This window comes from Pseudoalteromonas sp. SWN166, from assembly GCF_015864485.1.
Taxonomy (GTDB): Bacteria; Pseudomonadota; Gammaproteobacteria; order Enterobacterales; family Alteromonadaceae; genus Pseudoalteromonas.
Window position 1 is genome coordinate 13,341 of sequence record NZ_JADYXB010000002.1, and the last position, 23,524, is coordinate 36,864.

Consider the following 23,524-nt stretch of genomic DNA (forward strand, 5'->3'; position numbering starts at 1 on the left):
GTACTATTTATATGAATTTGCGACAATAAACAATGGCTATTTGTTATTTACTGTCGCAGAAAGACGAAAGCTGGCATCTTTTAGGAGTTTTTCGGTGAGAAATTCGGCTTTATCGCCATCTTTTGCAGCAATGGCTTCGTACACTTCACGATGAAACGGAATAGATGCACCGTTATCGCGCGGGTCTTTATTTGTTACTTTAATACTAACTAAAAGTGCAGAATAAATAACGCCTTCCATAGAAGCTAAAAAGCTATTTTGCGCTGCTTTTATAATGGCCTTATGAAATAAAGAATCAGCAATAATAAAATCTTCTGCGCTGTTATCTGTTTTAGCCATGCGCTCGCATGCGGCTGCAATTTCAATTAAATCCTCAGGGCGCGCACGTTCAGCTGCCCAACGTGCTGCTTTTGGCTCAAAGGCTAGGCGCACGTCCATTAATTGCTCTAAAAATTTACGATTAGGTGGTGCTGATAAATGCCATGCTAATACGTCATCGTCTAGCATATTCCATCTATCACGAGGTAGTACACGCGTACCAATACCTCTGCGTACATCAAGTAGGCCTTTGCTTACTAAGATTTTTACCGCGTCGCGTACTACTACGCGGCTTACTTGGTAGCGTTTAGCGAGTGCATCTTCATCATCAATTAAACTGCCGGCTTCAAATGATCCAGACACAATGCGTCTGCCAATTTCTTTAGCCACTTGAACAGAAAGGCTTGCTGCCATTCCTGATGTTTGTTTTAGGTCGTAATATATAAGTTCGCTCATATCTTTAATATAAACATATTATGTTTGACTGGTCAATGTAATGTGCACAAAATAGGGGGGAGTGGTAACTAATTTTAATCGTTGTTTATATGTTTAAAAGTGACATAGTGGGAATATAATAAAGATCGCTGATGAGCGATCTTTATAGCAATTTGGGTTATTTCAATAAAGCGTTAAAACTTAGCGCGTATACCTATACGGTAACGCGGACCAGTATATTGGGTATTAATAACGCGCTCTTTTACATCGGCATATTGATAGGTACGTTCATCAGTTATATTTATTGCTTCGCCTGTTAGCGTAAAGTTATCGTTAACCGCATAAGACATACTAAAGTCGAGCTGACCATAAGCTGCAGTATGCTCTGGTAATCCACCACTGCGTATACCTGCTCGGCTACTTAAAAAGTCATCTCGCCAGTTGTAGGCTAAACGCGCTTGAAATGCATTTTTGTCGTAGTAGGCAACAATGTTATAAGAGTTTTCGGCAAATCCCTCTAATTTATCACCTGGGTCGGTGACACCTGGAAGCTCTATTTTTTGTGTGTTTTTATTTGTAGTATCAGCCCATGTATAGTTTGCTTGCACACCTAAGCCATTTAAAAAGCTCGGTAAATAATCCATATTATGTTGTACAGCAAGTTCTACTCCAGTAATTGAGCCGCCTGATTGGTTTTGTTTAGTATTAATAGTTTCGTTTACATTGCCGTATCCATCAATACTTACTGATGAATCAACGTATTGCGACCCATCCCAAATATCAGGCGTATTATCTAGATAAGTTATTTGTGCAATTGTGCTAGATATATCCTTTTTGAAAAAGTTAACCGCGTAAGAATCGCCGCTATCACTATAATATTCAAAAGATAAATCGTATTGATTAGCTTTATAAGGTGCTAAATAAGGATTGCCACCTGTTTGAGAAAAGCTACCTGCTTGCATATCGGTATACGTTGTTTGTACGCCAATGTCGTCAATGGCAGGGCGCGACATAACTTTAGCCGCTGCGGCTCTTACCAATAAGTTATCACTTAAATTAATACTAAAATTAGCGCTAGGTAGCCAGTTAGTGTAACTGTTTTTGGCTTTAAGGCTTCCTGAGTCTGTGTAATCAACAACTAATAAAGGTTGGCCATTATCAAGCTCGCCAGTATAACCTAGGCGCCTTTTTCCGTAACCGCTTGAGCTTGTATCCGTTTTTACATAACGGACTCCCACATTACCGCGCCAATCGTAATCACCAATTAAGCCGCTGAGATTAAACTGCGAATAAGCACTTATTTTCTCTTCGGTGACGCTTGATGATGCGATTTCGTTATATTGCTCGTTTGGCCAATTTGGATTTTTGGTCATATCACGAATAGCGCTATGGTATTTATTTATATCAGCAAACAAAAAGTCACGCGGAAAATTACCCGGCTCACTACTTAAAAAATCTGAATAGGGACTTGCTGAAAAGATGTCATCAGGCATATCTCTAAGTTCGCCACAAATATCGGCATTCGGTGCTACTAAACCACAGTTATCTTCATGGAATGTTTCAAAGCGATCTCTTACTTTTTCGCGATCTGAATACGCAATACCAAAATCGATTGAATCTAAGGTTAGGCTTTCAGCAAACTCTAAATCGAGTAAGTATTTCCCTTTTGTTTGCAGCTCCGTAATCGTGTCTTCTAATTCGTAATGTGAAACTTGATTCCAATGTGCTCTCACGCTTGTCGGCGAAGCATAATCAATGGTTGTGTCTAAATTAACGGTATCAGTGTTTCTAAAATCAAAATTTAAACTGTCGTTTCGCTCCGGTGAAATATAATTAGGAACTAATAAGTCGCTACGTGGCGTTGATTTTGATGTTGAATGGCTTATATCAAACTCAAGCGTTAATACATCAAATTCTTTTATAGAATTAAACCCAAATGCCTGTGTTTTTGATTTTGACTCCAGCTCTTGAAATAAACCATCAATTCTAAAATCAACATTTTCACCAGTTCCGCCCAGTGTTTTACCCGAAAACTTAGTGCCTGATAAAATAGTACCGTTGTCTGATACAACCACATTTCGCCAATTAGGATACTGTAAGCCGGCTTGCAAACCTTGAGTTTGAGTTTCTACTGAGAGATCCGTATACATGTAATCAAAGGTATTGGTAAAGCTTGAATCTGGTGCCCACTGAAAACTGGTATTAATGCCAGTACGTTCGCGATGCTCTTGCCCTAATGCGTATTCAATTCGCCCGGCATGGCGAAGCATAGTTGGCGTAACCACATTGCCATCTAAATTATGAATGTCGCCTTCAATCACACCTGGCTCATTATTGAGTAATAACCAACGGGTAGTGCCCATTGAATCGTATCGGTTATCACTTTTTTGTTGTGAAAGGGCAATATTAAAACCAAATGTTTCATCAGCAAACGTATTGCTAAATAACGCAGAGTATTCAGGGCTTGTTTCGCCAGAAAGCTCACTGTATTTAGCATTTACAGAGCCCAATACATGCAATCCAGGGTTATCTAATGGGCGTGCTGTTTTAACGTTTACATAAGCACCAATGCTGCCCTCAGGCGTTTTAGCCGTAGGTGACTTGACTACATCAGCACCCGATATTAGCTCAGCTGCTAATACTTGAAAATCAAACGAACGACCAATTTCAGAAGTGGCTAATGTGCGCCCGTTTAATGTAACAACGTTAAATTCTGGGCCAAAACCACGAACGGTTATTTTTGAGCCCTCACCATTTACACGGTTAATTGAAACACCAGGAACACGTTGTAAAGACTCAGCAACATTTTGATCGGGAAACTTACCAATATCCTCAGCAACAATACTATCTTGAACACTATCGCTGTAACGTTTTAGAGATGATGCGGCCTCGAGACTTGAACGAACACCCGTTACAACAATGACTTCAGTATCGTCTTTTACTTTATCGTTTGTAGCAGCTTGAGCAAATGAACAGCTTGAGAGAGCGGCTAAAACACCGAGTGCAATTTTTTTCTTTGAACGCATAGTGATCTCCATATATTTGTGTGTCGTGTCGTCAGATAAAGTTCAACCTTTGAGAGTTTACTCACTTAACAAGAAGTAAATTCGCAAAAGAATAACGTTCGAGAAATCTAAACATCATATGTTTAATTGTCAAGAACACTGTTATTATTGCTATGCAAATTACTTTCAATAGCAAAAAAGGAACTACAGTGGATAACTCAATCTTGCTTGAACATATCGCTAAGCATTTACTAAATAAAAGAGAGCAAGGCATTGCGATACCTGACTTATCATCAGATATAACGCTTAATTCTGTAGACGACGTTTTAGAAGTTCAGAAGTTGATGATTAAGCTAAATAATCAAAAAGTGTATGGTTGGAAATGTATGCTTCCATCAGGTGATGGCACGATTATCCTCGCGCCACTTTTGCATGCACCGGTTAAATCTATGGGACGTTGTGCTCTTTTCACAAAAAATAATAAAGCGCTCATTGAGCCAGAAATTGCATTTGTGTTAAACAAAGACCTAGCAAGCTATGAAGAATATAAAGATGAGGATATAGATAATGCCATTGGTAGTGCCCATTTAGCGTTGGAGCTTATTCAAAACAGATTTCCAGAGGGTTATCAAGCAACACACTATGAAAAATTGGCCGATGGATTATCTAATCAAGGTGTATATTTAGGCCCTAAAGTAGACGTTAAAAAAGCATATGAGAGCAGTGATATAAATATTGATGTTAAACAGGGCGAAGATTTACAAAGCTATGCGGGGACGCATCCTGCAGGTTTGCCGCAACTTCCTTTGTATTGGGCTATTAACTTTTTAACGGCAAATGGGTTTGAATTGAAAGCAGGCCATATTTTTATTACCGGCTCTTATAACGGTCTAATGCAATTAGATATAAATAAAAAAACATCAATAAAGTACGAAGGTTTAGGAGAGATTACAGTCGAATTTTCATGTTGATACACTGAGGTTCTGTAGGTTAGCCAACGCTTTTAAATTACGTTGTACAGCTAACCTACACGTGTATTTTGGTTTTACGGTAAAACAAAAATCAAATTATTTAAAACTCGAACGTAAAACCAAACTCTCTTAATTTTTCATATACGTTTATGTCAAAACGGTACAAAGTAGCAGCTCTGTGGGCTACGTTGGTTTGTTTTTCTTTGCAGTTTATTAATAAGTTCATTTTTTGAAACTTACGTCTGAAGTTAGGCTTATCGAGTGACTTATTTAAAATCGACTCGTAAATTCCTTGTAGCTCAAGCAGGGTGAATTTTTCTGGGAGTAAGCTAAAACCGATAGGCTCGTGCCTTACTTTATAGCGTAAGTAATCAAGGCCACTTTTTAAAATGTCGGCGTGGTCAAACATTAAACTAGGGACGTTATTTACATCAAACCATTCACATTCTACAGCGTTATCGCCACTCACAAGATTGGTTTCTTCAAAGCGCACGAGCGAGTAGTAAACAATAGTAATAATACGCCTAGCGGGGTAGCGGTCTACGTTACCAAATGCACCTAACTGATCTAAATAAAGGTTTTCAACACCGGTGGTACTTTTAACAACACGCAGAGCTGCAAGGTCTAAGTTTTCGTCTTTACGAACCCAATGACCAATTAAACCCCATTGGCTTGTTGCAAGACCGCGATTATATTTAACCAGCAGCACTTTTAACTTACCTTCATGGATAGCAAATACAATATTATCTACGGTTAGATTACTAATGCAGTCATCAGGAATCGATTCTTCGTCAATATTGTTAGAAATATTTGATGTTTTATGGTGCATAAATTACTCAGCCAATGCTATACATACATATTGTTATAAAGACTATTAAGAGTATATAAAAGGCGCTTAAAGCGCAAATAAAAAACATTTATAAATCCTATCTAAAACAATCACATCTATTTAATTAACCGCTATTTCAGCTGTACCTAATTTAATGTATCAACGCACCTTTTTTATTTTGGCCAAGTAGTGGTTTTTTATTGAACGGCTAATGCCTTCGTATGTTAGTAAATTTAACGCCAAATTAGCGTCATGTATTAAATAAATTACTGGCTGATTAAAAATGTAACATAAATGTTTACATGTGCCAAAAATGCATATAGTATTTTTGACTATATCGATTTGCATTGAAAATTGAGCACACATGAACAACACAAAACACACACTCACAATTAAAGAAAAAATAGGGTACGGCCTTGGTGATACAGCCAGTAATATTGTATTTCAAATGGTCGCTAACTTTATGTTGATATTTTATACCGATGTTTACGGTTTATCTGCAGCCGCTGCGGGTACCTTATTATTAGCGGTTCGTTTATTTGATGGTATTACCGACCCTATAATGGGCAGCATTGCCGATAGAACGCGCAGCCGTTGGGGGTCTTACCGCCCATATATATTATTTTTAGCCGTGCCTTACGGTGTGTTTGCTTGCTTAGCATTTATAACCCCCGATTTTGATTCTACGGGCAAGCTTATATATGCCTACTTTACTTACGGGCTATTAATGACGTGTTATACCGCTATTAATATACCTTATGGCGCACTTGGCGCAGTAATGACAAACGACCCTAAAGAGCGTGCATCGCTTCAGTCATATCGATTTGCAATGGCAATGGCTGCACTGCTTGTAATTGTATGGGCACTGCCTAAGCTGGTTGCTTTTTTTGGCGACGGCGACGATGTAGTAGGTTACCCACTAGCCATGGTGTTTTTAGGCGGACTTGCAGCGGCTTGTTTTTTACTGTGTTTTAAAATGACCAAAGAAACCAAACAAGTTAAACCCGCGCAAAGTAAAAAGAATGCCTTCCTTGAATTTTTAAGCTTATTTAAAAACGATCAATGGGTTGTAATAGCCGTTATAAGCCTAGCAACATTAATATTAATTGGCGTTAGAGCCTCAGTAGCACCGCATTATATTAAGTACTACGTAGGAGAAGCCTCACTTACTTCTAACTTTTTAACACTCTCAGCAATTGGCTCAGTACTAGGCGCTGTGTCTACCAACTTTTTAACCAAATTTATTGAAAAGAAAACACTATTTATAGTCGCTTTAGTTGTCGTAATTATTTCTCATAGCATGTTTTACGTACTTGAGAGCGACGCCATAGTCACCATTTTTATCGTCTACTTTATTGCTAACTTTGCCCACATGATAATTACCCCAATTATGTTTTCGATGGTGGCAGATACGGTTGACTACGGCGCATTAAAAATTGGTCGCCGATTAACCGCTGTTACGTTTTCGGGTCATTTATTAGCAATAAAACTAGGCTTTGCAATTGGCGGTGCTATTGCAGGGTGGATATTATCTGGCTATGCATACGTGCCTAATCAAGAGCAATCAGAACACACGTTATCAGGCATTTTACTCGCCTTTGCTGGCATTCCAGTAATTTGTACCGTGGCATGTTTAATTTTTATAACACGTTACAAACTTACCGAGCCTGAGGTAAAGCGCATTCAAACGCAGCTGGCTGATAACAAAACCATAAACTAATTTAGCAGTCCACTTTGCACCTTTTAAAAGTGCAAAGTGGGCAGGCAATACTAGGAGTGAAAATGCAAAATACAGCACAAGCAGCACCCCCATCTAATGGATTAAGTGACGCTGAACTTAAACAGTTAAAAGACTTACAACGAGCCAACTCGTTAATACAAAATCACAATGTATTAGTTGATCACATGTATACCGCCGATCCGTCTGCGCATGTGTTTAACGGCACTGTGTATATTTACCCGTCGCACGACATTGAATCAAAAAATGAAATTAATGATAACGGCGACCACTTTGCAATGCGCGACTACCATGTGTTTTCGCTGGACGAAAGCACAGGCAAAGCCATAGACCATGGCGTAGCACTTTGTGTAGACGATGTAAAATGGGCAAGCAAGCAAATGTGGGCACCCGATGCAGCGCATAAACTTGGTCAGTATTACCTTTATTTTCCGGCACGCGATCAGCAAGGTATTTTCAGAATTGGCGTTGCAAAAAGTGACAGCCCAACAGGGCCCTTTAAAGCAGAAGACGATTACATTCAAGGCACGTTTAGTATCGATCCGGCTGTATTTGAAGATGACGACTCAAGCCATTATTTATATTTTGGTGGCTTGTGGGGCGGCCAATTACAAAATTGGCAAACAAGCGAATTTAACAAAGAAGGTACATATCCAAAAAATGGTGAAGCTGCAATTCCAGCACGCGTAGCAAAATTATCGGAAGATATGATCAGCCTAAGCGAAGACGTAAAAGAGGTTGTTGTACTTGATGAGAGTGGCTTACCAATTACAGTATGCGATAACAACCGCCGCTTTTTTGAAGGCCCATGGGTACACAAACACAACGGTGTTTATTATTTTTCGTATTCAACGGGTGATACACACAAAATTGTCTATGCAACGGGCGATAATCCGTACGGACCATTTACCTATCAGGGCGTTATTTTAAACCCAGTACTGGGTTGGACCACGCACCACTCAATTGTTAAGCACAATGGTGATTGGTTTTTATTTTATCACGACAGTACGTTATCGAGCGGGCAAACCCATTTACGCAGTATGAAAATGGCTAAGCTTGAGCACGACGAAAACGGAAAAATCCAAACAATAAGCCCATATGAACACGCTTAATAAAAATAGTTATAAACAATGCAAATTATCTGCGTGAGCACTGCAACGCCTTTTATTTGCATAAAAAAGATATAGTCAATATGACCATTTATTTATTTTGTTAATAGTCTAAATAAGAGGAAGCTGAGGACATATGAAAAAATGAAAACATTTTAAAGTAAAAAATAGCACAAAGAATTAGCATAAACATGCTGTTATTTAAAGATTTATTAGTTAAGTAGCACATGTTTAAAACTGGTTGTGGTCTTTGTAAAACGTTTAAAACATACACACACAATAATTATTTATTGACCGTAAAATGAAACAAATAGTTTACAATTATGTTTCGAGTAATTCTTAAAGTCTTGCAGTACGTCAATAATAATTAAATAAGAAAAAGGGCATCATGATGTTTAAGAAAAAGATAATTTCAACAGCCATACTCGCTGCAATAGGGTCGGTTACGCTTCCTCACCAAAGCTACGCTGCAGAAACCGTTGTCGATGAAGATGTAGAAATAATACAAGTAACCGGCATTAGAGGTTCATTGCAACGCTCTATGGATGTTAAACGCGATTCTTCTGGTATTGTCGATGCAATTTCGGCTGAGGATATGGGGAAATTTCCTGATACCAATCTTGCTGAATCGCTACAACGTATTACCGGCGTATCAATTGATAGAGCCGGCGGTGAAGGTAGCCGCGTAACAGTCCGTGGATTTGGACCTGCTAATAACTTAATTACTATTAATGGTCGTCAGCTTCCTAATACAACAGGTGACCGCACATTTGATTTTGCAAATGTCGCATCTGAAAGCGTATCGGGTGTGCAAGTTTATAAAACATCAGACGCAAGTGTTACCTCAGGTGGCATTGGCGCAACTATAAACTTAACAACAAACAGACCCTTAAATAGCCCAGGTATAAAAGCATCGTTTGGCGTTAAAGCTGTAGACGATCAATCTACCGACGAGGGTAGCATTACACCAGAGGTAAGCGGTTTATATTCGCAAACATTTGGGGATGACAAGTTTGGTATTTCGATTTCAGGTAGCTACCAAGACCGTGAAAGCGGTATGCAACAGTTTATTCAAGATCAAGGCTACAGAGCATCTGATTACACAAATACAGGATGGGGCGGCGTACCTGCAGGCGCTGAAGGCGGAACAAACAGACCTACATCAGGCATTTACTCAAACCCGCAACAACCACGTTATGTGTTTGAAGAGCGCCAACGTGAACGTGTAAATGGGCAGCTAGTTTTTCAATATCAGCCTGTTGAAAACATTACAGCAACCCTTGATTACACCGGCTTTAAAACAACCGTTGAAGAGCAACACACTGATGCTTCAGTATGGTTTAACTACGCAGGCGACAGAAGTGAGTCTGTTTGGGCGGGCGAGCCTAACGCGTACCCACTCATTTACTCAGAAATTTATGACATTCAAAGTGATGCCGACTACCGCGATACGTCGCTTACGGTAGGTTCTTGGGGTCGCGAAGAAAAAACAGATTCATTAGGCTTTAACTTAGAGTGGGCAGTGTCGGATCAGCTTAACCTAGAGTTTGATCATCACAGTTCAAAAGCCTCTATGAAAGCAACCGATCCACGCCACGGTACGCGTAACAATATTCAGTTGCCTTCGTACACACGTACGCGCTCTGGGCTTGATTTAACTGGCGATTTACCCGGTATTGCAATTGGTAACATCGAAAACTTTAACCCAAGCACTATGCGTTTATCGGGTAGCTGGTTTGCAAACGACAAATACGATTCAGAAATCGATCAAACACAAATCTCAGGTAAGTACTTCTTTGACGACAGTTTAAGTATTGATTTTGGCGTTGCGGTTAATAAAGTAAATAACCATTATCGTCATACGCAAGTACAGCGCCCAGATTGGGGTGGAGTTGGTGTTGAGGGCGACTTTGCTGATATCGATTGGCGCCAAGATACTATTTTAGATAAGTTTCAAGCTAAAGCGGGTAATTTTGAAGGCACTGCAACACAAGGCGAATATGATTTATTTAATACAATCTTTTTTGCCGACTTTGACGCGATTGTAAATGCTGCCGAGTTTGCTGACCCTGTTGCTAACGTAGATAACCTTTACGGTGATTGTAAAGCAGCCGACGGCGCAGCGGCAGGACCAAACGGGGAAGGACAATTTTGTGCCTCAACCGATTGGGATGCAGCAACAAACCGCTTTACTGAAGAAAAAACGCAGTCTGCTTTTGCACAAGTAAATTACAAAGGCGAATTGAGCGGCATGTTCTTCGATCTACAAGTTGGCTTACGCTACGAAAAAACAGACGTATATTCTAAAGCAACCGCACCCGGCTACAGCCGCGTAGAATGGAACGAAGATACAGCCACATCAGTAACGGGTGTTACCGGTATTGAAACGCTAAGCCAATCGGCAGATTACAGCCAGTTCCTGCCAAATATTAATTTTAATATTGAAGTTGTTGAAGATGTAATGATTCGCGCAGCAGCAAGCAAAACTATTTCAAGAGCGGGTTATGGTCAGCTGCAAGGCGGCACAACTATTAATACCGGCGGTAGTTTAAGTGGTTATTCGGGTGGGTCTGGTAATCCAGGACTTAAACCACTTGAATCAATTAACTACGACTTATCAAGTGAATGGTATTACGGCGAAGGTAGCTATATTTCGTTTGGTTACTTTAAAAAAGACGTAACCAATTGGATCACAACAGGCACAATAGATTCGGATATTTTTAATCTTGCCGATCCTTTAAACGGTGAGAAGTTCAAAGCAGCACAAAGTGCATTAGGTGCTGATGCTTCTAACTTAGCTATTCGAACATATATTTTTGAAAACTTTGCTGATGATCCAAATGTACAGCCTAATTTTGATGAAAATGGCGAGTTAGACGGCGGCACAATTGTTGGTGACCCAGCAACAGATGAACCTGTAAACTTTAGAATAAACGTGCCTGTAAATGGCGACCAAGAATACACCATTGATGGCTTTGAATTTAATATTCAGCACTTATTTGGTGAGTCAGGGTTTGGCGGTATTTTTAACTACACCATGGTTGACTCAGGTCTTGAATACGACAACGATTCACTTGAGGATACAGAAGCACTTGTAGGGTTAAGTGATACGGCAAACGTGGTGTTCTTTTACGATAAAGAAGGCTTACAAGCACGTATTGCGTATAACTGGCGCGATTCGTTTTTAAATGAGCGCCGTGTAAATGGCGATTTAACTGCGCCAATTTATACCGATGAGTATTACCAAATAGACTTTAACGTAAGTTACGAAGTACCCGCAGTAGAAGGGCTTACCGTATTTATTGAAGGTATAAATATTACTGACGAGTACGTAACATCGTACGGGCGCAAGCAAGAGCTGATTTATAACATCACTCAAACAGGCTCTCGCTACGGTTTAGGTGTTCGTTATAATTTTTAATAAATATTATCTACCTATTTAAAGCCGCATTATGCGGCTTTTTTTTGCTCTTTTTAATCTAGTAATAATAATACCCACCTGTTATAGTCAATGTGAATTTAACTTATTTGTTACATTCACTTCACAGCAGTAGGTATGCGTAGCAGTAAGTAAAGGCACACAACAATAATTGGAGCACACAATCCATGGCCAATCATGCATTATTAAATAATGTTGAGCATCAGCATTTAAAAATAAACCCTGCACGTAGCAAACACTTAGGTGACGGGGTTTGGTACAGCGAAACATTTGTGAGCGAATTTAGAGTCGCTCAAGCACATTACCCAATATTTTTTACCAAAGATGACGCAACAAATACATTTTCGCCGGTGTGTTTGTACGGCATAAACAAAGACGAAAACTTATTTTTAGTAAACCAACAATGGCAAGCACACTACATTCCGCTCAGCATGCAGCGACTGCCTTTTGCTATTGCGACTCAAAATACAGTGCAAAACGGTGTAGCAACGCAAGAGCGCATGCTTAGTATTGATTTAGACTCGCCAAAAGTGTCAACAAAGCAGGGTATTAACTTATTTCTAGAACACGGCGGGAATAGTGATTACCTCGAAAATATAATAAACGTGCTCGACAGCCTTCATCATGGCCTTCAAGAAAATCAGCCTTTTATTAAAACCTTAATTAAACATGGTTTGCTTGAGTCGGTATCGCTAGAGCTTGATTTAGTAAACGGGCTTAAACATAACTTACTCGGTTTTTATACCATAAACGAAGACTCGCTCAACCAGCTAGGTAGCGAGGCAATTACACAGCTGCATTCACAAGGGTATTTAGCGTGTATATATATGGTCATTGCATCGCAAGTACATGTACGTGATTTAGTGGCGCTTAAAAACGAGCAACTTATGCTACAAAAGCAAGCGGTGTAAGTGCTTAACTATGGCAAATTTAGTAAATGAAATTCAAACGCTCAGTGGTTTAACTCCCAGTACGTTACCAAGGGAGCTTTTAAACTCGCCAGTGCCTATTGTACTAAAAGGGTTTGTAAGCGAATGGCCCCTCGTTATTGCTGCTAAAAAATCTGATGCTGCAGTAATTGATTATTTAACGCCGTTTTACGAAGGTTTTTTAGTTAATACCTGCACAATACCCGCCAGTCAAAATGGGGTTGTAGGGTATAACCCCGATATGAGTGGTTTTAATTTTACTAATCAACAAGCGCCATTTATTAACGCGCTTGAGCAAATAACGCAAACTGCAAATAACCCACACGCAGATACGCTATACATTGGCTCTACTAGCATTGCACAATGCTTACCTGCTTTGGTTGATCACTGCCACGTTAATGCGTTAAGCGAAGGCTGTTTATTTAATGTGTGGGCAGGCGGCAAGGTTACCGTGCCAGCACATTACGACGTAGCGCAAAATTTAGCCTGTTGCGTTGCAGGTAAAAGGCGTTTTACTTTATTTCCCCCCGATCAAATCGATAATTTATATATAGGCCCGCTTGATAAAGCACCCGGTGGTCAGCCTATAAGTTTAACCACCACAACAGCACCCAACTTTAAGCAGTTTCCTAAGTTTGAACAGGCAATAAAAGCGGCAATTACCGTTGAATTAGAGGCGGGCGATGCGCTTATTTTACCCAGCATGTGGTGGCACCAAGTACAGGGGCTTGGCAGTTTAAATATACTGTTTAATTATTGGTTTAAAAATACGCCTGCGGTGTATGGGCAGCCTACTAATGCGTTGCACCTTGCTATTTTAAACATACGTAATTTACCAAAACATGAGCGAGCAGCATGGCAACGCTTGTTTAATTACTATGTATTTGCTGATAACGAATTTACCCACATACCAGAGCCCGCACAGGCTATTTTAACAAAGCCAATGGATGAGCTAACAGCGCGTAAATTAAGAGCCGAATTACAAAATAAATTAAGACGCTAAGCGTACTTGTAAGGTTTGAATTATGAATCAAAATGCAATTAAAAAAATAGTAATAGCAGGTGGCGGCACCGCTGGTTGGATGTGCAGCGCTGCAATGGCAAAGCTGCTAGGTAAAAATATTGAAATATGCTTGGTTGAATCCGATTTAATACCTACCGTAGGGGTCGGGGAGTCAACTATTCCTACGCTGCATATATTTCATGATTTACTAAAAATTAGTGAATCAGAATTTATGGCAGCCACTAACGCCACGTTTAAATTAGGCATATCGTTTGAGGGCTGGAAACAAAACCAGCAAAGCTACTTTCACTCATTTGGTTATGTGGGGCAAGGTTGTTGGGCTGCAGGTTTTCAGCACTTTTGGCTAAAAGGTATGCAACAAGGTGTAGCAGCCGATATTGGTGATTATTGCACAGAGCACGTAGCAAGTCGCTTGGGTAAATTTGCCGTAGTGCCGAATCAAGACCGTAACCATGCTTATCAGTTAGATGCCGGTTTGTACGCTAAGTTTTTACGAAATTTTGCAGAGCAAAACGGCGCTAAACGTATAGAAGGCATGATAAGCAAAGTTAACTTAGAGCCCAATAATGGCTTTATAAAATCGCTTACTTTAGGTGACGGGCAAATTATTGAGGGCGATTTATTTATAGATTGCACCGGCTTTAAAGGTTTATTAATAGAGCAAGCGCTACACACCGGATACGAAGATTGGAGCCATTGGCTCCCGTGCGACAGCGCAGTAGCAGTACAAACCGAATTAGTAAGCCCAATAGTGCCATATACGCGTGCAATGGCACATAAATGTGGTTGGCAGTGGCAAATACCGCTGCAAAGCCGCCGTGGTAATGGCTTAGTGTTTTGTAGTAAATACATGAGCGATGATGAGGCCAAAACAGCGCTCCTTAATAACGTAGAAGGCAAACCTATTAATGAGCCGCGCGTTATTAAATACCGCACCGGTACACGGCGTAAACATTGGAACAAAAACTGTGTTGCTATTGGCTTGGCAAGTGGTTTTATTGAGCCGCTTGAATCAACCAGTATTCATTTAATTCAGCAAAGCATTATTAGATTAATGCAAAACATGCCAACCAAAGCAATTGAGTCGTGCTATCAAGATGACTTTAATAACAAAATGCGCTTTGAGGCGGAAAATATCCGCGACTTTATTGTACTGCATTACCACGTAACGCAGCGCACCGACAGCGACTTTTGGCGTTACTGTAAAAATATGCCAATACCAGAGTCGCTCGCTAAACGCCTTGAGCTATTTAAACAAAGCGGGCATGTTTATAAAGCAGAGCAAGAGCTATTTGGCGAAGCATCGTGGTTACAAGTGATGTTAGGGCAAGGGCTAGTGCCGCAAAATTATCACCCCATTGTAGATAGCATGAGCGATGATGAGCTTAAACGATTTTTAGAATCAATAAAAAATCATGTGGCTAAAAAAGCAAATAGCTTACCGAGTCACATTGATTTTATTAATCATTATTGCAAGGCTAAGTAAGTATTATGCTAACACTTGGCAATAACTTACAGCCAGAGTATGAGTTTATAGGGCAAGAGCAAACGCCAATTATTATAATTGACGACTACCTTAGTGAGCCGCAAAAACTTATAAAATTAGCGCAAAGTGCTGCTCAAAGTAATGGAGAGTTTAAACCCGACGAACTCACTCAATACCCAGGTTTACGTATGCCGCTGCCAAAGCAATGTGTGGTTGATTACTTAAAGCCTCTTATACAGGGGTTTTATAACGTATTTAATATTGGGCAAACACTTACCCCATACCCAAAAGATAATGCCTTATCGTTAATTACTAAAACGGAGCAGCAGCTATCACCAATACAAACCTTGCCACACTTTGATACCAACGATCCTAACCTAATTGCCATTATTCATTACCTTGGAGAGGGGCCGCATGGCGGAACGGGGTTTTTTAGGCATAAAAAAACAGGGTTTGAAACAATAAGCACAAAGCGCAAAAACACGTATTTAACGCATGCTCAACACATTCTTGAGTGCAGTAACACAAAACCTAGTTACTGCACCCCACAGCACAGTGAGTTTGAATGCTACAAGCACATACCCTACAAGCCAAATAGGCTTATTGTGTTTCCTGGGTATTTGCTGCACACCAGTTTACTTAATACAGCCACCGATATTTCACCGTGTCCACAAACAGGGCGGTTAACGGCCAATATGTTTGTTCATTTTAAATAGGAATACTATGTTTTTTTCTTTACCTAGATTCGCATATAAGGGTTGGCTATTAAGCTTTGTTGTATTGGCGCTGAGTATGGCAACAGTGCAAAAAAGTCATGCTACAGGGTTTGATACCCTCCCTAAAAAGCAATTTAATGTGCTGCTATTTACAAAAACCGCAGGGTGGCACCATAAGTCGCAAACCGAAGGCAATAAAGCGCTAGAAGGCTTAGCCGATAAGCACTTTTTTAATTTAATTTGGCACGAAGAAAGCCATTATTTTAACGACGATTACTTAAAAAATGTTGATGTAGTAGTGTTTTTATCAACCACAGGCGATATTTTAAACCCAAAAGAGCAAGCCGCGCTTGAACGATTTGTAAAAGCAGGTAAAGGCTTTGTGGGTATTCATAGCGCATCAGACACCGAATACGATTGGCTGTGGTATCAAAAGCTGGTGGGGCGCACCTTTAACATTCATCCTGTTATTCAAACCGGTGTATTAAGCAAAGTGCCTAATACTAACTTTATTGGCTTAAGCCATATGCCGCAGGAAATGCTTTGGACTGACGAGTGGTACGAGTTTGGGCCAGAGCTCACTAAGTTAAACTACTTACTCACGGTTGATGAGCAAACTTACAACCCAACTGCCGATTGGGGTAATAACAAAACAGGCTCAGGCATGGGATCGTTTCATCCTATTTCGTGGTATCACAATTACGATGGCGGCCGCTCATTTTATACCGCTCTTGGGCATACTAATGCGGTGTATAGCAGTGAGTTTTTAACCGAACATATTTATGGCGGTATTTATTGGGCTGCAACAGGTAAAGGGTTAAAAAGCAGTAATTAATGAATAACTCATAAATGTACTTTTTAGTTTTATTTACATCGTTCAAGGCCGCTTTTTTAAGCGGCCTTTTGCATTTTAGGCACTGTTTAAACACCTCACTCATTTCACTTAGTTTATAAAATAAACAAATAATTTTGAGAATTGCTTGATCAAATGGTCAGGAAGACTATATTAAATTTGCACGCTGATATAATTCAAATAAAGAGGATAAACATGAAAGTATTTTTTAAAATAACAACTTTATTGTTAACACTAATAAGCTATCAATCACTTGCTGCATTTAATAATAACCCATCGAGTGTAGGCGCCGACAGTTCAGGGACATACCGTAACCTCGCACAAGAAATGGGTAAAACAAATATACAGCAAAAGGTGAATAGTACTTTTGACAATATGTTTGGCTATAACAACACTCAACAACTTTACTACCCGTACACCGAAAACGGTGTTTATAAAGCACACTACATAAAAGCAATTAACCCAGACGAAGGCGACGATATAAGAACAGAAGGGCAATCGTGGGGAATGACCGCCGCTGTTATGCTCTACAAGCAAGAAGAATTTGATAACCTATGGCGCTTTGCTAAAGCGTATCAAAAAAATCCAGACAATCACCCTGATGTAAAAAAACAAGGCGTTTACGCGTGGAAACTAAAGCTTAATCAAAACGGCTTTGTTTATAAAGTAGATGAAGGTCCGGCTCCGGATGGCGAAGAGTACTTTGCGTTCGCACTACTTAATGCGTCAGCCCGTTGGGGTAATTCGGGCGAATTTGATTATTATGCTGATGCCATTACCATGTTAAACACAATTAAAAACAAGCTGATGCAAAACCAAATAATCCGTTTTTCACCTTACATTGATAACCTAACAGACCCTTCTTATCATATACCTGCGTTTTACGACTACTTTGCAAATAACGTGACTAATAAAGCCGACAAAAATTACTGGCGACAAGTGGCTACAAAAAGTAGAACCTTACTTAAAAACCATTTTACAAAAGTGAATGATAATCCGCATTGGAACTTACCTACATTTTTATCGCGCTTAGATGGCAGCCCTGTTATTGGCTACATTTTTAACGGCCAAGCAAACCCAGGTCAATGGTATGAGTTTGATGCATGGCGCGTAATTATGAATGTTGGCTTAGACGCGCATTTAATGGGTGCTCAAGCGTGGCATAAAAGCGCAGTAAATAAAGCACTGGGCTTTTTAAGTTATGCAAAAACTAACAACAGTAATAACTGTTACGAGCAAGTGTATTCGTACGGTGGAGCGCAAAACAAAGGCTGTGCAGGCGAAGGTCAAAAAGCCGCGAATGCAGTAGCGTTACTTGCTTCAACAAACGCTGGGCAAGCAAATGAGTTTTTTAACGAATTTTGGTCTTTATCGCAACCAACGGGTGACTACCGTTACTATAATGGTTCGTTATATATGTTAGCTATGCTGCATGTATCGGGCAATTTTAAGTTTTATAACAACACGTTTAATTAAAATAACGGTGCCTAAGTAGCAAAAATCTAAGTAGCAAAAGCTTAGGCAGCAAAAACTTAAATAATAAAAAACCGGTGTAACCAAGTTACACCGGTTTTTGTGCTTAACGAGTGAGCTTAACTTTCCCTTTAATAAGTTACTTAACTAATTTAGCTAATTAGCCAAACCCGCTACTTTTACATCAAGCGTAAACAAGCCCTTAGCGGTGGTTATTAATAATGTTTTGCGATTTTTACCACCAAACGCAAGGTTGGTTACATTAGGGCCCAGTTCAATTTTATCGATAAGTAAGCCGCTTGGCGTGTAAATATTAATAACGCCTTCTTTGTGGCTGCTAACGTAAATATTGCCAGCAGAGTCTACTTTTATACCATCGGGCGAGGTTACTTTAATAAAGTCTTCGCGCGGTGAAATATCACCGTTTTCATCGATAGTGTATTTGCTTACGCGGTTGCTAAAGTCGCCAACATAAAGGGTACGTTGATCGGGCGAGAGCGCAACACCGTTGGGCTTTTCAAGAGTAGCGTCAATTAAACTAAGTACGCCTGTATTGCTTAACTTATACACACCAGTATAAGGCATTTGTTGAGTGCGTTCGCCTATTTGCCAGTTAGGATCGGTAAAAAATATATCGCCATTTTTATGCATAGTCATATCGTTTGGCGAGCTAAAGCTTAGCCCATCAAACTCGCTAACTATTACGGTATTAGTTTTACTTTTTATATTAATTTTAGAAAGCGACTGCGTACTATGGTTAAGCGTATAGAGGTTCTGCCCTTTGGCATACAAGCCGTTTGTACCACTGTGTTTTAAATAAGTGGTGAGGGTATTGGGCAGCACTAATTTATAAATGGTCGAATCAGGGCCAAGTGCTTGCGAGCTAGCAAAGTTCATTTCTGAAAAATAAAACGCATTGTCTTGGCTTGACCACGTTGGGCCTTCTAAAAATAATAAATTGTCACTAACGAGTGTGGGTGTTACGCCCTTTATTAATGGCGACTGCTCATTGCTTTGGCTGTTTACAGCGTTTAACAAAGGTGTATTTTCAGGTTGTTGTGCCAGCGCTGCTTTATTAAAAAAGAGCATTAATACAACTAGGCTTAGCGTTTTTTTGTGTGTTTTTAGCATAGACGTTTACTCAGGTTTGTTTAATTTATAATTAATGGTCATTTTGACTATATCATTTATTTTTTTCGTTGTATGATATTTATCGAAAATAATAACGATTCAACGGAGCACACACATGCATAAAAAACACACACTCAGCCTGCTTTTACTTGCAGGATCATTAAGCGTAAACGCTGCACAAGACCAAGGTCTTAAAAACACCTTTGCAGACTCATTTAAAATGGGGGTTGCTGTAAATCAAGATATAGTGACAGGCAAAAACGCAGCCGCGCAGTCAATTATTGCTAAGCAATTTAATACAGTCACCCTAGAAAACGCCATGAAAGCAGAAGTAATTTACCCACAGCAAGGTAAGGTCGATTTTAGTGGTGCAGATGCATTTATAGATTTTGCCAAGCAAAATAACATGTTTACCGTAGCCCACACCTTAGTGTGGCATAACCAAACGCCTGACTGGTTTTTTACAAATAGCAAAAATGAGCCAAATACCCCAGCAGAGCAGTTAGAGCAAATGCGCAAACACATAGAGCTGGTAGCAGGGCGCTATAAAAACAAAGTAGATGCATGGGACGTAGTTAACGAAGTAATTGCTGATGACGGCTCTTATCGCCCAACTGTGTGGGTTAACCGCGTAGGTGATGGCGATACAATGGTAAAAGCCGCGTTTAAATACGCCCAGCAGTATTCACCTAATACCGAGCTTTACTACAACGACTTTAATGCATGGCGACCAGAAAAAAGAGACGGCATTATACGTATGATCAAAATGTTGCAAAAAGAAGGTATTCGAATCGATGGCATTGGCATACAAGCGCACTGGGGGCTTAACTTTCCTAAAATGCAATATATTGAACAAGCCATTGATGCATACGCCGCGCTGGGTATAAAAGTGATGATCACCGAGCTTGATATAGACGTGCTGCCTTTAACAAAAGAAGGGCAGATTACCGGCACCGATATGATGAAACCACAGTTTCAGTTAGAAGAGTTTGAAACCTACCTCGACCCATACAAAAATGGCTTACCTAGCGACGTAGAGGCGCAATTAAACGCCCGTTATAAAGCCTTGTTTGAACTGTTTTACGCAAAACGCGACAAGATAGACCGCGTAACCTTTTGGGGATTACACGATGGTATGTCGTGGAAAAACGACTACCCAATCCCAAACAGAACAAACTACCCATTATTATGGGATCGTAATTTAAATCCTAAACCGATTATTAAAACAATTGCTGATGTAGTTCAGTAAGCAATTTAATGTGTAAAATGTAAAGCCGAGTGTTTTTAAATACTCGGCTTTTTTGTGTTTGAAGTTGTTACAAAGAAAAATAATGAGCAACCGCTTCACTAACTTAGCTAGTTAGTGATTTTAAATATCCTGATTTTACGCAAGTGTTATACGTTCAGATACCACTATGCCTTTTATAAAAGTATTCACCTTACGATTTAACCACCTAGGCAAATATAAAAGTAGAACAAATTTTAATCTTGATACTTATTGTTAATTAGACTATAACAGTGTTGGTTTTAGGTTAATTTAATGATTGTATATTCACACACACGATATAGAACAATAAAAATTTAATTTAAACCTTAACTATAACTAATTGATTATTAGCTTCTCTTTGTGGTTTTTTACAAGGTGAATATTAATAATTAAAGAGATATTACAATAATAAATATAGATGACAGTCTATTTTTACTAGTAAGTTGTAGTCATATTGAATAATAGATAGTTTGAAAGTGTTGTAAAAAACACTTTGAGCATATTTATTCACTTAAATGACGTTTATTGCATCTAGTTAAAAAACGACTCATTTATTGCTTTAGTCTAAGGAATAAAAAATGAATAAATCGATTTTTCGTAACACCGGATTAGTGACCTTAGTGTCACTTTTAATGGCGTGCGGGGGGAATAATAAAGATACACCGGTGCCTGAACCCATACCTGAAGTAGTAGCCCCTGATACTCCAGAGCCTGAAGCGCCAATAGCAGCTGAAATAACAAATGGCGGGTTTGAAGAAGACACAGCAGGGCAAACAACACCCGTCGGAAATTGGGTATTTAGACCTGTTCAAGAATTAAGCGCTTCTTCAACTATAGAAGTAATTGAATCACAAGAAGGCATTAATACCTATAAAGGGACAAAAGCGGTAGAGGTTATCGTTAGTGAATTAGGTGATAACCCTTGGGGTATTGAAATAGCTTATGAGGACATTCCTGTCACTGGAGGTAAAAATTATGAGTTTAGTGTTTGGACCAAAGGTGAAGAGGGAACCAGTGCCGATTTTTGGATTCAAACACCCGCTCCAGATTATGGTCAACTTAGCCTAGTAAAAGAAACACTCACGGGAGAGTGGCAAAAAATTACATTAACAGCAGCAACTGCCGAAGCTGACTCTTTAATTAGGCTGGCAATTCACTTTTCAAAAGAAGAGAACATAGATAAGTCTATATACCTAGACGAATTTTCAGGCTTTATTTTAGACGATGTACCAGCAGAAGAAATACCTGATGTTCAATACAGCGAAGTAACAGCACAAAGTTTAAAAGCATTGGCACCTAATTTTAATATTGGCGTGGCTGTACCAGCGGGTGGTTTTGGTAACAGCATAATAGACAGACCAGAGATTAAAACGCTTATTGAACAACACTTTAATCAGCTCTCTGCTGAAAATATTATGAAGCCTACCTATTTACAACCAACCCAAGGTGAATTTTTTTACGATGATTCTGATGAGCTAGTTAACTACGCCAAAGACAACTCACTCACGGTACATGGTCATGTTTTTGTTTGGCACTCGCAAATTGCGCCTTGGATGCAGAGTTTTCAAGGTGATAAAGCCGCGTGGATAACCATGATGGAAAACCACATCACTCAAGTTGCCACTCACTTTGAAGAAGAAGGCGATAACGATACCGTAGTGAGTTGGGATGTAGTTAACGAAGCGTTTATGGAAAATGGCAAATACCGTGGTGAAAAAACGACAAACGACAGTGCCGACGAATCTGTATGGTTTGAAAATATAGGAGCCGAATTTTTACCATTAGCCTATAAAGCAGCAAGAGCGGCCGACCCCGATGCCGACTTATACTACAATGATTACAACCTGATTTGGAATGCTGATAAATTAGATGCCGTTATATCTATGGTTAACGATTTTCAAAACAATGGCGTGCCTATTGATGGTATAGGGTTTCAATCTCATATTTCACTTAACAGCCCTGATATTTCAACCATTCAGGCACATCTTCAAAAAGTGGTCGACATTCGCCCTAAAATTAAAGTAAAAATTACCGAACTCGATGTTCGAATGAACAACGAAGGCGGCGTACCTTTAACTTACCTAACCAGTGAAAGAGCCGATGAGCAAAAGCAGTACTACTACGATATTGTTAAAACATACCTAGAAACTGTACCTGAAGATCAACGCGGTGGTATTACAATTTGGGGCGTAATTGACGAGGATAGCTGGTTACAAAACTGGCCAGAGCCGACAACAGAATGGCCACTGTTATTTTTTAATGACTTTACTGCAAAGCCTGCCTTACAAGGATTTGCTAATGCATTAAAAGAGTTAATTGAAGTAGGTCAACCAGCACCTTCATCAGAGCTGCTAACTAATGGCGACTTTGAAGCAGGACTTGATTCATGGCAAGCGCGTGGCAGTGCAAGCATAACCTTAGAGTCAACCCAAGCTCATAGCGGTAATAATAGCGCTTTAGTTCAAGGTCGAACTGAAACATGGAATGGGTTACAAAAGGATGTAAAAGGCTTATTTAGCGCAGGTAAAACGTATAACGTATCTGCATGGATTAAGTTATCTGATGATACCAGCACCGTTTCACCAGAGATAAAACTAACGCTACAAATAGAACACACTAGCACCGAGTACCTTGAGCTTACACCCGTTACATCTGTTAACGCAGGTGACTGGGTTCAGTTATCAGGTACTTACACACATTCAATTACAACACAGGAAAGCGCCGCTTTGCTTTATGTTGAGTCAAGTGAGCTCACCGCTGACTTTTATGTGGATGATGTATCGGTAACCTTGGTCGAATAA

At 39.7% G+C, this 23,524-nt stretch carries 16 protein-coding genes; 12 read left to right on the forward strand and 4 right to left on the reverse strand.

Going from position 1 to position 23,524, the window contains the following annotated elements:
• Positions 1–36: 36 nt before the first annotated feature.
• Positions 37–774 (reverse strand): FadR/GntR family transcriptional regulator, encoded by a 738-nt coding sequence (locus I6F49_RS01345; protein ID WP_149605834.1) that lies wholly within the window; start codon positions 772–774, stop codon positions 37–39.
• A gap of 173 nt (positions 775–947) precedes the next feature.
• A complete protein-coding gene (locus tag I6F49_RS01350) occupies positions 948–3,779 on the reverse strand; it encodes a TonB-dependent receptor (RefSeq protein WP_165739262.1) in 2,832 nt (943 codons plus the stop codon).
• A 188-nt stretch (positions 3,780–3,967) separates the two neighbouring features.
• Here I6F49_RS01350 and I6F49_RS01355 point away from each other — a divergent pair, with 188 nt between their 5' ends.
• Positions 3,968–4,729, forward strand: a complete 762-nt coding sequence (locus I6F49_RS01355; protein WP_197178071.1) for a 2-keto-4-pentenoate hydratase — start codon at positions 3,968–3,970, stop codon at positions 4,727–4,729.
• A 100-nt stretch (positions 4,730–4,829) separates the two neighbouring features.
• On the opposite strand, the gene I6F49_RS01360 is transcribed toward I6F49_RS01355, so the two are convergent.
• Positions 4,830–5,558, reverse strand: coding sequence for an NUDIX hydrolase (locus I6F49_RS01360; protein ID WP_166419481.1), 729 nt, complete (start codon positions 5,556–5,558; stop codon positions 4,830–4,832).
• Between the two features lie 364 nt (positions 5,559–5,922).
• Here I6F49_RS01360 and I6F49_RS01365 point away from each other — a divergent pair, with 364 nt between their 5' ends.
• The 9 genes from I6F49_RS01365 to I6F49_RS01405 all read left to right on the forward strand — a co-directional run bounded on the left by I6F49_RS01365 (position 5,923) and on the right by I6F49_RS01405 (position 18,328).
• Positions 5,923–7,278: an MFS transporter gene (locus I6F49_RS01365; protein ID WP_007585185.1), complete on the forward strand. Its 1,356-nt coding sequence runs from the start codon at positions 5,923–5,925 to the stop codon at positions 7,276–7,278.
• A 62-nt stretch (positions 7,279–7,340) separates the two neighbouring features.
• Positions 7,341–8,408 (forward strand): glycoside hydrolase family 43 protein, encoded by a 1,068-nt coding sequence (locus I6F49_RS01370; protein WP_197178072.1) that lies wholly within the window; start codon positions 7,341–7,343, stop codon positions 8,406–8,408.
• 388 nt (positions 8,409–8,796) lie between these two features.
• Complete coding sequence (locus I6F49_RS01375) at positions 8,797–11,826, forward strand: TonB-dependent receptor (protein ID WP_197178188.1); 3,030 nt, start codon at positions 8,797–8,799, stop codon at positions 11,824–11,826.
• A gap of 185 nt (positions 11,827–12,011) precedes the next feature.
• Positions 12,012–12,755 (forward strand): SapC family protein, encoded by a 744-nt coding sequence (locus tag I6F49_RS01380; protein WP_197178073.1) that lies wholly within the window; start codon positions 12,012–12,014, stop codon positions 12,753–12,755.
• 10 nt (positions 12,756–12,765) lie between these two features.
• Entirely contained in the window at positions 12,766–13,776 is a 1,011-nt protein-coding gene (locus tag I6F49_RS01385; RefSeq protein WP_197178074.1) for a cupin-like domain-containing protein, read from the forward strand.
• 22 nt (positions 13,777–13,798) lie between these two features.
• Positions 13,799–15,283 (forward strand): tryptophan halogenase family protein, encoded by a 1,485-nt coding sequence (locus tag I6F49_RS01390; protein WP_165727807.1) that lies wholly within the window; start codon positions 13,799–13,801, stop codon positions 15,281–15,283.
• A 5-nt stretch (positions 15,284–15,288) separates the two neighbouring features.
• Entirely contained in the window at positions 15,289–15,999 is a 711-nt protein-coding gene (locus I6F49_RS01395; protein ID WP_024611073.1) for a DUF6445 family protein, read from the forward strand.
• A 76-nt stretch (positions 16,000–16,075) separates the two neighbouring features.
• Positions 16,076–16,834, forward strand: coding sequence for a ThuA domain-containing protein (locus tag I6F49_RS01400; protein WP_231615000.1), 759 nt, complete (start codon positions 16,076–16,078; stop codon positions 16,832–16,834).
• 213 nt (positions 16,835–17,047) lie between these two features.
• On the forward strand, positions 17,048–18,328 hold the full coding sequence (locus tag I6F49_RS01405) for a glycosyl hydrolase family 8 (RefSeq protein WP_197178076.1): 1,281 nt from the start codon (positions 17,048–17,050) through the stop codon (positions 18,326–18,328).
• A gap of 153 nt (positions 18,329–18,481) precedes the next feature.
• Here I6F49_RS01405 and I6F49_RS01410 read toward each other — a convergent pair whose 3' ends face one another.
• Positions 18,482–19,456, reverse strand: a complete 975-nt coding sequence (locus I6F49_RS01410; RefSeq protein ID WP_197178077.1) for an SMP-30/gluconolactonase/LRE family protein — start codon at positions 19,454–19,456, stop codon at positions 18,482–18,484.
• A 115-nt stretch (positions 19,457–19,571) separates the two neighbouring features.
• On the opposite strand from I6F49_RS01410, the gene I6F49_RS01415 reads away from it, so the two are divergent.
• Positions 19,572–20,705, forward strand: coding sequence for an endo-1,4-beta-xylanase (locus tag I6F49_RS01415; protein ID WP_197159491.1), 1,134 nt, complete (start codon positions 19,572–19,574; stop codon positions 20,703–20,705).
• A 596-nt stretch (positions 20,706–21,301) separates the two neighbouring features.
• Complete coding sequence (locus tag I6F49_RS01420; RefSeq protein WP_197178078.1) at positions 21,302–23,524, forward strand: endo-1,4-beta-xylanase; 2,223 nt, start codon at positions 21,302–21,304, stop codon at positions 23,522–23,524.

What these genes read in the sequence shown, in the direction of transcription:
- I6F49_RS01420 (WP_197178078.1), top strand. Translation starts at nt 21,302, where the DNA reads ATGAATAAATCGATTTTTCGTAACACCGGATTAGTGACCTTAGTGTCA.
- I6F49_RS01345 (WP_149605834.1), bottom strand. Translation starts at nt 774, where the DNA reads ATGAGCGAACTTATATATTACGACCTAAAACAAACATCAGGAATGGCA.
- I6F49_RS01405 (WP_197178076.1), top strand. Translation starts at nt 17,048, where the DNA reads ATGAAAGTATTTTTTAAAATAACAACTTTATTGTTAACACTAATAAGC.
- I6F49_RS01385 (WP_197178074.1), top strand. Translation starts at nt 12,766, where the DNA reads ATGGCAAATTTAGTAAATGAAATTCAAACGCTCAGTGGTTTAACTCCC.
- I6F49_RS01415 (WP_197159491.1), top strand. Translation starts at nt 19,572, where the DNA reads ATGCATAAAAAACACACACTCAGCCTGCTTTTACTTGCAGGATCATTA.
- I6F49_RS01375 (WP_197178188.1), top strand. Translation starts at nt 8,797, where the DNA reads ATGTTTAAGAAAAAGATAATTTCAACAGCCATACTCGCTGCAATAGGG.
- I6F49_RS01350 (WP_165739262.1), bottom strand. Translation starts at nt 3,779, where the DNA reads ATGCGTTCAAAGAAAAAAATTGCACTCGGTGTTTTAGCCGCTCTCTCA.
- I6F49_RS01380 (WP_197178073.1), top strand. Translation starts at nt 12,012, where the DNA reads ATGGCCAATCATGCATTATTAAATAATGTTGAGCATCAGCATTTAAAA.
- I6F49_RS01400 (WP_231615000.1), top strand. Translation starts at nt 16,076, where the DNA reads ATGGCAACAGTGCAAAAAAGTCATGCTACAGGGTTTGATACCCTCCCT.
- I6F49_RS01370 (WP_197178072.1), top strand. Translation starts at nt 7,341, where the DNA reads ATGCAAAATACAGCACAAGCAGCACCCCCATCTAATGGATTAAGTGAC.
- I6F49_RS01390 (WP_165727807.1), top strand. Translation starts at nt 13,799, where the DNA reads ATGAATCAAAATGCAATTAAAAAAATAGTAATAGCAGGTGGCGGCACC.
- I6F49_RS01410 (WP_197178077.1), bottom strand. Translation starts at nt 19,456, where the DNA reads ATGCTAAAAACACACAAAAAAACGCTAAGCCTAGTTGTATTAATGCTC.
- I6F49_RS01365 (WP_007585185.1), top strand. Translation starts at nt 5,923, where the DNA reads ATGAACAACACAAAACACACACTCACAATTAAAGAAAAAATAGGGTAC.
- I6F49_RS01360 (WP_166419481.1), bottom strand. Translation starts at nt 5,558, where the DNA reads ATGCACCATAAAACATCAAATATTTCTAACAATATTGACGAAGAATCG.
- I6F49_RS01395 (WP_024611073.1), top strand. Translation starts at nt 15,289, where the DNA reads ATGCTAACACTTGGCAATAACTTACAGCCAGAGTATGAGTTTATAGGG.